This is a genomic window from Sulfurimonas sp., from assembly GCF_026988655.1.
GTDB lineage: Bacteria > Campylobacterota > Campylobacteria > Campylobacterales > Sulfurimonadaceae > Sulfurimonas.
The window spans coordinates 1-10,879 of sequence record NZ_JALSKT010000062.1 but is presented as its reverse complement, the minus strand read 5'-3'; the positions used below and the strand labels follow the sequence as shown (position 1 = coordinate 10,879).

Sequence of the window (10,879 nt, the reverse complement as noted above, 5' to 3'; positions counted from 1 at the left end):
GTTATTATTTTGACATCTTGGACATATTTTTGCATTTTTTTACAGCTCATTGTAAATAAAACCTTTTTAGCCATTACTATACCGTAGTTTCAAGCACTTTTTAGACCCCATATTTTTTCATTAAGTCGGATAAGATGATTTTGTCCATCTTGTAAAGCTTGTGAATGAATCTCTTGCATCACTTTTCGAGCTTTTTCATACTCAATAAGTCCAAGCCTATGCACTTGCATCTCAGACCTTTATAATCTTTGAGAGATCCAAAGAAAAAACACTCCCCTCACCCACTTTGCTCTCTAGTGAAATTAGAATCTCTAACTCTTGGCAAAGTTTTTGTACGATGTGCAGACCAATACCGATGCCACGTTCTTGCTCTTTATAAAATCTCTCAAAGACTCGTTTAGGATTTTGGATGCCTTTTCCAGTATCTTTTATCTTTAAAAGAGTGCCTTCAAGTTTGAGACTAACACTGCCATTTTGTTTGTTATATTTTGCTGCGTTTGATAAAAGATTGTCTATGATACGAGTAAAGCTATCTTTGTTTGTAAAAAGTTTAACCTTTTCATCTACATCAATGTTAAATGTAATATGCCGATAATTTGCACCCAGAAGAGCAACACGCTCTGCTAAAAAATCTTTGAGTAGATACTCCTCTTTTTGTGCAAGGTGTGAGCTTAGATATGCCCGAAGATTGGCTTGAAGGTTGAGTATCGTTTGTACACTATTTTCTATTCTTCTTATTTTAGTGTTTTCTTTGAGTTCACTTTTAAGCATAGCGACATTCAAACGCAGTGTGGCAAGCGGTGTGTTAAAATCATGAAGAATATCTTTAATGAACTCTTCTGTCAAACGCAGTGCATTTCTCAAAGGGTAAAGTGCATAAAAAGAGAATAATGCTGAGAGAATAAAGATGATAAAAAGGACAACAAAAAACTTCAATCTTACATCACTTTTGAGCTTTCTTAGCTCTTTTGTGTATTTTTCTTTTGGCAAAAATATCTTCAGATTATTTTTCTCTGATTTTGGAATGGGAAAGTAGACACTTAGTGCTTTGTCATCTTTGTAAAGTTTGTAAAGTTCATACTTTTTTGCAGGAACAAACCCAATATCAAACTCTTTACAACGAAGCGAATAACTACACACCCGCATCTTTGAGAAGATAGACTCATCAAGTGTTTGTATCTCTTTATTATAATAAACAAAAAAAAGCGCACCAACAAGAAGTGTTTGAGAAAGAAAAAAAAGAAAAAAGCTTTTAATGAGAGATTCTAATTCAACTTTTTTCAAGTGTATATCCTACCCCACGGATATTTTTTATGGGGAGTGTTGTTGTAGATTTTAGCTTATTTAGTGCTACGCGCAGTGCTGTGTCTGAAGGATGTTGCAGACAATCCATCAAGATTGACTTATCTACTACACTGCCAATATTTCGCATAAAGACATCACAAAGACAAAGTTGAACATCCCCAAGAGAGACTATTTTTTCATCAAGATAAAATTCTTTTTTATCGGGAAAATATTTTGTATTTTTGTATTCTATCACTTGTTCTTGGCGTTGTGTAAATTTGGCATTCACTCTGATAAGAAGTTCTTGTGGGAAAAAAGGTTTTTTGAGATAATCCTCTGCACCGACTTCAAAAGCTTTGGCAATAGAGTTCAAATCAACTAAAGCACTGATAAAAATTGTAGGAGTTTTATCCTCTGCATCTCGGAGGCTTTTAAGGAGTTCAAGTCCATTCATATCTGGGACGTTGATATCAAATATATATAAATCATACCTATTCTCATACGAAGCATCAATAGCATCATTGCCATTGTGCACCATATCTACTGCATAGCCATTTTCTTCTAAAAGCTCCTGCAAAGTCTCCGCAAGCTCAAACTCATCTTCTAAGAGCAGGATCTTTTTTTTCATACTCAGACTTTAAAAGTAGTAACCCATAAGGGCAGTAAAAGCATTTGGATTAGCAGAACTACTTAAACCATATGCATAACTAAAGATAAAAAATCTTCTCTCATTAATACTATAGTATCCGTAAAGAGAAGCTGTTTCAAGGTTTTGTACTCCGGTATAGATACTATCTGTGTTATTATATGCCGCACTCAAATAGAGTCTAGTTGTCACATTATACCCTGCACCTACATTAAAAGCAGCCGTATTTTGATACTTAAAGTCACTAGTTGCTACAAACTCATCATTTGTAATTGTGTACGAGTATCCTGCAAAAATGCTTCCACCTCTTTTCATATAACTCACGCTTGTGTATGCTTTATAATCTGTTTTATTTTTCATCGCTTCAGACTCATATGTTGGAAGGACTACTCCCAAGCCGACATTGAGTAAAATATCTGAATGTGGCTTAAACTGATAAGCTGCAGTAAGGTAAGTATCATATAAACCCGTTGTTGTATTGTTATCTGCATCTATGGCGAGAAAGTAAGAAGTCGATGCTTGAATAGAAAAGTTTTTGTAATAATAATCTAGACGCAAACTCGCAGCAGGAATATCAAGCGTGTTTGCAATCTGTTCGCTCGAATCGGCATAGTTAACTCCATAGACTATATCAAAGTTAAAATCATCTTCAAGTTTGCTAATCGTACACCCGTGTATATTTACTAAATCACTTAGTGGAGTATTTGGACATCTATCTATTGCATCATCAACACCATCCATATCACTGTCGGTATAAGCAAAAAGTGCGCTAGAGATAAAGACTAGAATAAACGTAGTAAAATTTTTAAATATTTTCATCTTTGCCATCATACTTTATCAAAAAGGGATTGGCAATCCGTCGCCAATCGTTTTGCTTGTATTTACTGTTGTTTGTACAATTTTATATGCTTCTTGTTGAAACATTCCTTGCATTCTATTCATATCGTCACTTGTAGTTAACTGCATTTGCTGAATATACTCTTTTGATTGACCTGGAAGTTTTTGTAGTCTCATTTTGATACGCATCTTGTCTAAAGCTTTACGCCTATCATCAAAGTTCATCAAAGCTATCTCTTCTTTAAAATTGTTAATATACTCTACCTGTTCTTTTGTAGACATTTTTTGTAGTTCTTGCGCACTAACCATGCTAAAATCAACTCCAGAAACCAATGTAATAAAACCGCTAAACAACAAGACCGATATACTTTTATTCACAACTAATCTCCTTCATAAATTTTATCTAAAATATTTGTTCGCATTATATCACTTTCTTGATAAAAAGGAGATGATATTAGCAAACAAATTTTATAATTTAAAAATAAAACCCTAAACGCAGTGCAACATAGTTGTCACTTGCAGTATCACTTAAACCATAAGCATAACTCAAAGAAACTGATCTGTGTTTGTTAATTTGATAAAAACTATACAAAGATGCTGTTTGGATATCTTTTACACCCTTATAAATACTCGTACTTGTATAATATGATGAGCTAAGATAAAATTTTGAAGTAAAACTATAGCCTACTCCCACATTTAAAGCATTCGTATCTTGATACTGAATTGTTGTAGTTGCATCTGAAACATCACTATCATTAATCATAGTATAAGAATAAGCTACAAAAAGATTGAGTTTATTTATGTTGTATGCTGCGTTTGTAAAAGCTGTATAGTCTGTATTGTTATTGTTAAGGCTTGTTTCGTATGTTGGCAAAAGTGCCCCTGCTCCTAAACGCAGTGAGAGGTTTTTTACGGGATGTAGTTTATACGAAGCACCTATATAGCTATCATATAAGCCATTTGTTGTTGTATTTGTAGTTTCTGATTGTTCTGCATAGTAAGCTGTGGACGCTTGAATAGAAAAATTTTTATAATAGTAGTCTACTGCGAAAGTACTCGCTATCGTTTTTGTTTTAGTAAGCGTTATGTAGTTAGTGTCCGCATAGCTTGCTCCCACTATAACATCAAAATGATGCTTGGAAATCAGACTCTTTTTTGTACACCCCACCGAATTAACTAAATCCGTAAAGGGTGTATTTGGGCATTGATCTATAGTATCATCAACACCATCCATATCACTATCTACACTTGCAAGAAGAGATGTGGAGACTAAACCCAATAATATAAGAGATAAACTACATTTCATTTTTCTTATTTCATTTGGTGATTTAAGTTACCACGCCCTTGATCCATCATATGTCCAACTTGATTACCAATTTGTTGTTGATTCATATTTTGGAATTGTTCCATATCTTGATTTTGGCGTGTTTGCATCTGTGTCATTGTCGCCTGATGTGCTTCTTCACCTGCTTGCATACCTTCATGAACTTGTGTGCTTGCTTTGTTTTGACCATCCTGCATTCCTTGCATACCTTCTTGACCTTGAGTATGTACTTTCTCTTGGCTTGCTTGCATCTCTTTAATCGCTGCTTGACGATCTTCTTGATTCATTGTCATTACTCTTTGTTTAAACTCATTCATAAGCTCTACACGCTCATCAGGAGAAGCATTTTTGATTTGTTGTATCTGTGCATCAATACTTGTAGTAGTTGTATCTTCTGCCATTGTTAAAGTAAAAGCACCCATTAGTGCTGTTGTTAATAAGATTGTTGTAAGTTTCATTTGGAACTCCTTTGTTTTGATGGTGGTATTATTACATAGAAGTGTTAGTGGAGTATTAGCTCTTTGTAACCTTTTTTCTTACACTATTAAAGTATATCGCAATCTCATTGTTGAACTTATCAATGATTTGAGATTTAGAAAATAATTGGAAGTTGCTATAATCGAATTATTTAGTTATACTTTCACTTCTAAAATTTAAACAGAAAGTGGGTGATGTGATATGCCTGGTATTGTACTACGCTCAGATGACAACTTTGATGCAGCTTACAGACGTTTCAAAAAACAAGTTGACCGTAACTTAATAGTTACTGAAGCTCGTGCTCGTCGTTTCCATGAAACAGAGACTGAAAAACGTAAGAAATTCAAAATTGCTTCTCGTAAAAAAATGCTTAAACGTCTTTATATGATGAGACGTTACGAATCACGCCTGTAGTATTAAGCCTTCGGGCTTTTTACTCATCTTCAAGACACTTTATCAAACTTTACTTTTAACTATTCAACCAAAGACATTACACAACAAATTTCTAGAATTTAAATCTTACCGTACATTTCATTGTAAAAATTGAGTGCATATCTGTCACTCATACTCGCAATATAATCTGCAACAACACGATGTTTACTTCGTAAATCGAGCTGTTTGTAATAAAATTGTGGTAACATCTTCTCTTCTTCCATTAGACCTGTATAGAGTCCTTTTACGGCTTGTTTCCCTGCATACATTTTTCTTACAATATTTTTATGCTGATACATCTTTACAAAAAGAATTTTTTTGAGTTTTTTTATCTTTGTTTCGAGTTCTTTATCAAAACCTACAGGCATCTCTTCACAATTTGCTACTTTTTCTTTTGAATAATCAAGCAAGGAATACACAAGATGGTTGATAAGGTTTGAGCTAAAACGATAACGAAACATTTCGTCATTCTCTTCTCCTACACCTTCACTTGCAACTTTTTCAAGTATCTCACATGCGAGTTCACTCTCTTTTAAATCTTCAAAAGTGATAAGTCCTGAGTTTACACCATCATCTATGTCGTGGCTCATGTAAGCAATCTCATCAGCACGGTCAACTACCATCGCTTCGTATGTAGGATGTTTATTGAGATCAAATTGTTCATCTATCTCTTTTGGAAGAAAGGACTTTTTATAAGGATATGAGTGTTTTAAAATTCCTTCTAATGTTGCAAAAGTAAGATTGAGTCCATTAAACCCTTTGTATCGTTTTTCAAGCTTTGTGACAACTCTAAAACTTTGAAAATTATGCTCAAACCCATTGCTAAAGCCATCTGCCCTTAAACACTCATCCAAACTATCGCCACCAACATGCCCAAAAGGAGTATGACCCAAATCATGTGCTAGGGCAATGGCTTCTGAGAGTGATTCATTTAACTCAAGCTGGGAAGTAATTGAGCGTGCTATTTGAGATACTTCTATGGAATGTGTGAGGCGTGTACGAAAGTAATCACCCTCATGATTCAAAAAAACTTGTGTTTTATACTCAAGTTTTCTAAAAGAACCCGAATGGATGATTCTATCTCTATCACGAGCATAAGGATTACGAAAATCCTTATCTATCGTGTAAAATCTTTCGTATGGTTTCAAGAGAGTTAGGCTTTTTTGATGAATTCTGTTTTAAGATAAATTTTCGTCCCGTTTACACGACCTTCAACATGATCATCCATATCATTAGGTAAAGAGATTCTCGTTACAGTCGTACCGCGCTTAGCAGTAAACCCAGCACCTTTTACATCTAAGTCTTTGAGTATGACGATGCTATCTCCTGCATGAAGCTCAACACCGTTTGCATCACGAAAGACTACTTTATTTGCTGCAGCACTTTGCGCTTTATCAAACCAAGCTTGTTCTGCTTCTTCTAAGTACATCATTTCAAGTAAATCTTGGCGACCAAGTTGACTGAGTAAAAGTCCTGACATAACTTTTACAGCTGGTACTTCACTCCACATAGAGTCGTTTAAACAGTTAAAATGAGTCTCATCAAGTTCTTCATTTTCTATCTGAGATTTACAATTTGCGCAAACATATATAGAACCTTCTTCACCCTCTTCACCTTGTGGCACCGTCATCAACGTTACATCTTCGTCACTTCCACATAATTCACATACTGCACTTCTAGCCATAATTGTTTCCTTTTAATTGATAATCGAATTGTAGCCAATAAAAAATAAATATTTAATATTTTTTAATAACCGTTCCAATCCCTTCGCTGGTTAACACTTCTAAAAGAATAGAATGCTCAACCCTTCCATCAATTATATGTGCTTTTTCAACACCACCATCTATGGCTTCAAGACAAGCATCTACTTTTGGAATCATTCCACCATGTATTGTTCCGTCTGCTTTTAATGCATATATCTCTTCTTCTGTAAGTGTTGTTAAAAGATTTTTATCTTTATCTAAAACACCAACGATATCTGTCATAAAGATAATCTTTTTTGCGTTCACTGCAGCGGCAATTTTACTTGCGGCTAAATCCGCATTGATGTTAAAACCAGGATGATTTATCTCATTTGCCGAAGCTATAGGAGCTATCACAGGGATGAACTTATCTTCTATAAGTTTTTTAATAACTTCAGAGTCAATATTTACAATTTCTCCCACAAGTCCATACTTACCATTTGCCTTTGGCTCAGCTGTCAAAAAGTTTGCATCTTTTCCCGTCATTCCCATGGCTTTACCACCATGCATATTTAAAAGCGTTGTAATTTCTTTGTTAATATTTCCACTCAGTACCATCTCAACAACTTCCATTACCTGCGCATTTGTTACACGCATACCATCTACAAATTCACTTTCAATTTGCAGTTTATCTAGCATCTCATTGATTTTTTTACCACCACCATGCACAACAATTGGTTTAATTCCAATAAGGTAAAGTAAGATGATATCTTGAGCAAATTTATCTTTCAACTCTGGGTTTATTTGTGCTGAACCACCGTATTTTATAACAAAGATCTCATTTCTATACTGTTTGATATACGGCAGTGCATCTAGTAACGTCTGTGCTGTTTCGATTTTAGTTATCATCTGTATCCTTACTAAATTTAATTATGTCTTCATTGGAGTGAATTTTTTCATTTTTAGTTTTATTAAATGCTTTATCTGCTTTTGCTTCATCATAAGCGCGGCACTCTTGAGGAATAATCATACCCGGTTGCGATTCAATTCTATCACACATGGCACCTGTCACTTTTATATTTGCACATCCACTCAACAACAATGCACTTAGTAGTAAAATTTTATACATGAAACATCCTATTTATTCTTAACAATCAAGTCAAGGTATTTTTGTGGTGTCACTTTTATCATCTCTTGTGCAAGCCAACGTATCTGAAAATATGCCGCCCCACTATCACGAAGAGTAAAGTAATTTTTTAAACTTCTGAGATTGAATGTCACAACCATATCAACTTTTACGTTATCTGTGATGATATGCTTAAAAGCATCTCCCACATTACGTTTTTTCTTTCCATTTTGCAATGCATTATAAAGTGCTTCAGGTTTCCCAGAAAACTCTTCTATAAAAGGCAAAGAACTTTTTGCCACAGCAATAGCATGAAAATCTTCTACAATTTTAGACTGATAATCAAGCTTGTCATACATTCCAGCAATCTCTAAAGCATTATAAGCTTCATCAGCTGTGACAAACATATCAAAAGAGAGAAGTTTTTGGATAAAAAAGTTTTTATCTCCACCATGTTTTGAAGCAACAAAGGCATTGATGATAGAACTCATAGTATAGCGAGTACTTCTCACGCTGATAGCTTGAATACGATGGCGGGCATGCTCTTGTAAAACACCACGACTTGTTCCACGGATCAAAAAACTGAGATTTGCATGTTCTAAAATTGAATGGTGAAAGTAAGTCCATGCCAAGTCATCAAGTAAGTTTGATTCTTCTATCTCGTTGAGTGTTTCACACATTGCTGCGTTTGGAAGCTTGTTTTCTATCTCTTTAACAACATCATTTTCACTGTTTGAGAAACTATCATAGCAGGTTCGTGCGGCAGTTTCTGCTACGCCGATACCCGTATCTTGAAGAAGTACCACTTCTGGTCTAAAATATTTTATGCCGTACATCTCTTCCATAACACACCCTCGTTTAAATTAGGGATATTTTACACTAAAAAAGCTTACAGCTAACTACTTTTGTACACCATCCAAAATTGGCACAAAATCGCAATCTTCAAGCTCTTCTTCTTCAATGTGAGACCCATTTTTCATAAAACGGGTGATGACTTGCTTGTTACCTTTCTCAATGGGTGCAACCAAAATACCGCCATCAGCTAACTGATCAAAAAGCTTAGCAGGAATCTCTTTTGCCGTAGCTGAGAAAAGTATCCTATCATATGGCGCATACTTTATCCAGCCATTTTGTCCATCATCTGTTCTTGTGTGAACATTATGAATACCCAAATCCCGAAATCTTTTTTTAGCTTCTAAGATAAGTGGCTCAATTCGCTCAATAGTAAAAACCCCACGAAAAAGATGAGAAAGAACTGCAGCTTGATACCCACTCCCGCAACCTATCTCAAGAACTCTATCAGCTCCACGAGGAAAAAGGTACTCTGTCATCTTCGCAACAGTAAGAGGGGAGCTAATATACTGTGCCCCACCAATAGGCAGTGCATCAAGTTTATAAGCATTGTGTCTAAAACCTGCAGGAACAAATGCTTCTCTGTTAGTGTTAGCTATCGCTTTTTTTATCTCTGGAGAGAGAAGAAACTGCTTTTGTATCTCATCTGCCATCCGTGCTGTTTTTGTTGCTGTTATTCTATCCAATCTATTTTATCCCTACATCCATATATCTTCGCATTAAAGCTATGTCTTTTTTATTATATTTAAGTTCTAAGCAAGGCTTATTCCCATTATAATACGCTTCACCTTGTGGTGTTATAACCGCACTCAAACCTGTGCACTCTTCATTTGCACTATCACTTGCTATAACATAACACTGGTTTATAATGGCGAGTGCCTTCGTCAGTGTTTTAAAGTGTTCTGTTCTTAAAACTCCCCACCATGAGGGAACTGCTATGATGTCTGCACCTTCTATTTTTTGCCATAACTCTTTAAAACGCAGCTCAAAACAGATAAGTAATGCTATCTTCATACCATCAACTTCAATGATACGAACATCTTCATCACTACCCTCAACAAAATACTTATCTTCCCCACCAAACTTAAAAAGCCTTGCTTTGGCTCTCTCGTAAACCATCTCACCATTATGAAAAACTTTTGCAAAGTTGTAAACGCAGTCATCTCTTTTTTCAATAATCGTCAAGATAATAGTCTTTTGAGAAGATACTTTTTTAAGAGCCTCACCGGCCACATCGCCAAACGCAGTAACAGCCTCAAAGTTATCATAATCAAAGCCCGTCAAACAAACTTCAGGTGCAACAATGATAGAGTTCTCATCAGCTGCGTTTACTAAACGCAGTAATGTTTGAAGATTTGCTTGATAATCAGAAGTCGTCTCAAAAAGGAGTGAGCAGAGGGTATGTTTTTTCAAAGATATGTATCCAACTTCACTAGCACCGCTGATAGCTTTTTGTGTATTTTAGCATATCATTCTGAATTCACTATCAAATATAACACATTGACAGCTAATCAAATAAAAGATATACTTAGGATATACATTATTAAAGGATAGTTCATGACAGCTACAATTTCAAGTTGGGGTAATTCTCAAGGTTTACGATTTCCAAAAGACATTATGAAGAAGTTGCACTTGTCTGTTGGTGATAAAATGAACATTCTTATTGAAAATCAAAAAATCATACTCGAACCAGTAAAGCCATCAAGAGAAAAATATGATATCAATAGTTTAGTCAGTAAAATACCAAAAGAATATAAAGCTTATGAAGAATTTGATAATCAAGCAGGAAAAGAAGAGTGGTAAAATATATCCCTGAGCAAGGAGACATCGTAGCATTAAGCTTTGACCCACAAAGCGGACATGAACAAAAGGGGAGAAGACCAGCAATAATCATTAGCAATAAAATCTTTAACCAACATTTAGGATTAGCTTTTGCTTGTCCAATTACAAACACAAAAAGAGATTTTCCATTTCATATCAAAGTCGACAGTGAAAACATTACAGGTTATATTATGACTGAACAGATGAAGTCAATTGATTATAATTCAAGAAACATAAAATTTATAGAAAAAGCAAACCAAACAACAATAAATCAAATTTTAGGAATAATTGATAGCATCATACAATAGAATGAATTCCGATGTACTATACTTTATAAAGTTTACACACTTCTTAACGTTTTGTTATAGCCCCCTTTCTCACTCGGATGTGCTATACTC

At 34.9% G+C, this 10,879-nt stretch carries 17 protein-coding genes; 3 read left to right on the top strand and 14 right to left on the bottom strand.

Features of this window, described 5'->3' with window-relative positions:
- Positions 1-89: 89 nt before the first annotated feature.
- The 7 genes from MV052_RS06725 to MV052_RS06695 form a co-directional block, all read right to left on the bottom strand.
- Positions 90-230, bottom strand: coding sequence for a hypothetical protein (locus MV052_RS06725; RefSeq protein ID WP_297442241.1), 141 nt, complete (start codon positions 228-230; stop codon positions 90-92).
- A gap of 1 nt (position 231) precedes the next feature.
- On the bottom strand, positions 232-1,284 hold the full coding sequence (locus MV052_RS06720; protein WP_297442239.1) for a HAMP domain-containing sensor histidine kinase: 1,053 nt from the start codon (positions 1,282-1,284) through the stop codon (positions 232-234).
- Positions 1,271-1,912: a response regulator transcription factor gene (locus tag MV052_RS06715; protein ID WP_297442237.1), complete on the bottom strand. Its 642-nt coding sequence runs from the start codon at positions 1,910-1,912 to the stop codon at positions 1,271-1,273. The genes MV052_RS06720 and MV052_RS06715 overlap by 14 nt, the downstream gene beginning before the upstream one ends.
- Positions 1,913-1,921: 9 nt before the next feature.
- Positions 1,922-2,749: a DUF3187 family protein gene (locus tag MV052_RS06710; protein WP_297442235.1), complete on the bottom strand. Its 828-nt coding sequence runs from the start codon at positions 2,747-2,749 to the stop codon at positions 1,922-1,924.
- An 18-nt stretch (positions 2,750-2,767) separates the two neighbouring features.
- On the bottom strand, positions 2,768-3,145 hold the full coding sequence (locus MV052_RS06705) for a hypothetical protein (RefSeq protein WP_297442233.1): 378 nt from the start codon (positions 3,143-3,145) through the stop codon (positions 2,768-2,770).
- A 97-nt stretch (positions 3,146-3,242) separates the two neighbouring features.
- Positions 3,243-4,073, bottom strand: coding sequence for a DUF3187 domain-containing protein (locus tag MV052_RS06700; RefSeq protein WP_297442231.1), 831 nt, complete (start codon positions 4,071-4,073; stop codon positions 3,243-3,245).
- A 5-nt stretch (positions 4,074-4,078) separates the two neighbouring features.
- Positions 4,079-4,549, bottom strand: coding sequence for a hypothetical protein (locus MV052_RS06695; RefSeq protein WP_297442229.1), 471 nt, complete (start codon positions 4,547-4,549; stop codon positions 4,079-4,081).
- Positions 4,550-4,769: 220 nt separating this feature from the next.
- Here MV052_RS06695 and rpsU point away from each other — a divergent pair, with 220 nt between their 5' ends.
- Positions 4,770-4,982, top strand: coding sequence for a 30S ribosomal protein S21 (gene rpsU, locus MV052_RS06690; protein ID WP_013325822.1), 213 nt, complete (start codon positions 4,770-4,772; stop codon positions 4,980-4,982).
- A gap of 98 nt (positions 4,983-5,080) precedes the next feature.
- Here the strand turns inward: rpsU and dgt are convergent, their stop codons facing one another.
- The 7 genes from dgt to MV052_RS06655 are packed head-to-tail and all read right to left on the bottom strand — an operon-like array spanning position 5,081 to position 10,073.
- Entirely contained in the window at positions 5,081-6,148 is a 1,068-nt protein-coding gene (gene dgt, locus MV052_RS06685; protein ID WP_297442227.1) for a dGTP triphosphohydrolase, read from the bottom strand.
- A 5-nt stretch (positions 6,149-6,153) separates the two neighbouring features.
- Positions 6,154-6,684 (bottom strand): alkylphosphonate utilization protein, encoded by a 531-nt coding sequence (locus MV052_RS06680; RefSeq protein ID WP_297442225.1) that lies wholly within the window; start codon positions 6,682-6,684, stop codon positions 6,154-6,156.
- 52 nt (positions 6,685-6,736) lie between these two features.
- The gene (gene argB / locus MV052_RS06675; RefSeq protein ID WP_297442223.1) at positions 6,737-7,591 is read right to left on the bottom strand and encodes an acetylglutamate kinase; all 855 of its coding nucleotides are present in this window, start codon (positions 7,589-7,591) and stop codon (positions 6,737-6,739) included.
- The gene (locus tag MV052_RS06670; RefSeq protein ID WP_297442221.1) at positions 7,581-7,811 is read right to left on the bottom strand and encodes a hypothetical protein; all 231 of its coding nucleotides are present in this window, start codon (positions 7,809-7,811) and stop codon (positions 7,581-7,583) included. The genes argB and MV052_RS06670 overlap by 11 nt, the downstream gene beginning before the upstream one ends.
- A gap of 8 nt (positions 7,812-7,819) precedes the next feature.
- Positions 7,820-8,653, bottom strand: a complete 834-nt coding sequence (locus MV052_RS06665; RefSeq protein WP_297442219.1) for an FAD-dependent thymidylate synthase — start codon at positions 8,651-8,653, stop codon at positions 7,820-7,822.
- Positions 8,654-8,707: 54 nt separating this feature from the next.
- Positions 8,708-9,346, bottom strand: coding sequence for a protein-L-isoaspartate(D-aspartate) O-methyltransferase (locus MV052_RS06660; protein WP_297442217.1), 639 nt, complete (start codon positions 9,344-9,346; stop codon positions 8,708-8,710).
- A gap of 1 nt (position 9,347) precedes the next feature.
- The gene (locus tag MV052_RS06655) at positions 9,348-10,073 is read right to left on the bottom strand and encodes a carbon-nitrogen hydrolase family protein (protein ID WP_297442215.1); all 726 of its coding nucleotides are present in this window, start codon (positions 10,071-10,073) and stop codon (positions 9,348-9,350) included.
- Between the two features lie 144 nt (positions 10,074-10,217).
- Between MV052_RS06655 and MV052_RS06650 the strand changes: the two genes are divergently transcribed.
- Positions 10,218-10,463: an AbrB/MazE/SpoVT family DNA-binding domain-containing protein gene (locus MV052_RS06650; protein ID WP_297442213.1), complete on the top strand. Its 246-nt coding sequence runs from the start codon at positions 10,218-10,220 to the stop codon at positions 10,461-10,463.
- Positions 10,457-10,789, top strand: coding sequence for a type II toxin-antitoxin system PemK/MazF family toxin (locus tag MV052_RS06645; RefSeq protein ID WP_297442211.1), 333 nt, complete (start codon positions 10,457-10,459; stop codon positions 10,787-10,789). Before MV052_RS06650 ends, MV052_RS06645 begins: the two co-directional genes overlap by 7 nt.
- Positions 10,790-10,879 lie beyond the last annotated feature (90 nt).

Coding starts and splice junctions, on each gene's coding strand:
- MV052_RS06670 (WP_297442221.1), bottom strand. CDS start 7,811: ATGTATAAAATTTTACTACTAAGTGCATTGTTGTTGAGTGGATGTGCA.
- MV052_RS06700 (WP_297442231.1), bottom strand. CDS start 4,073: ATGAAATGTAGTTTATCTCTTATATTATTGGGTTTAGTCTCCACATCT.
- MV052_RS06665 (WP_297442219.1), bottom strand. CDS start 8,653: ATGGAAGAGATGTACGGCATAAAATATTTTAGACCAGAAGTGGTACTT.
- MV052_RS06680 (WP_297442225.1), bottom strand. CDS start 6,684: ATGGCTAGAAGTGCAGTATGTGAATTATGTGGAAGTGACGAAGATGTA.
- rpsU (WP_013325822.1), top strand. CDS start 4,770: ATGCCTGGTATTGTACTACGCTCAGATGACAACTTTGATGCAGCTTAC.
- argB (WP_297442223.1), bottom strand. CDS start 7,591: ATGATAACTAAAATCGAAACAGCACAGACGTTACTAGATGCACTGCCG.
- MV052_RS06715 (WP_297442237.1), bottom strand. CDS start 1,912: ATGAAAAAAAAGATCCTGCTCTTAGAAGATGAGTTTGAGCTTGCGGAG.
- MV052_RS06650 (WP_297442213.1), top strand. CDS start 10,218: ATGACAGCTACAATTTCAAGTTGGGGTAATTCTCAAGGTTTACGATTT.
- MV052_RS06695 (WP_297442229.1), bottom strand. CDS start 4,549: ATGAAACTTACAACAATCTTATTAACAACAGCACTAATGGGTGCTTTT.
- MV052_RS06710 (WP_297442235.1), bottom strand. CDS start 2,749: ATGAAAATATTTAAAAATTTTACTACGTTTATTCTAGTCTTTATCTCT.
- MV052_RS06725 (WP_297442241.1), bottom strand. CDS start 230: ATGCAAGTGCATAGGCTTGGACTTATTGAGTATGAAAAAGCTCGAAAA.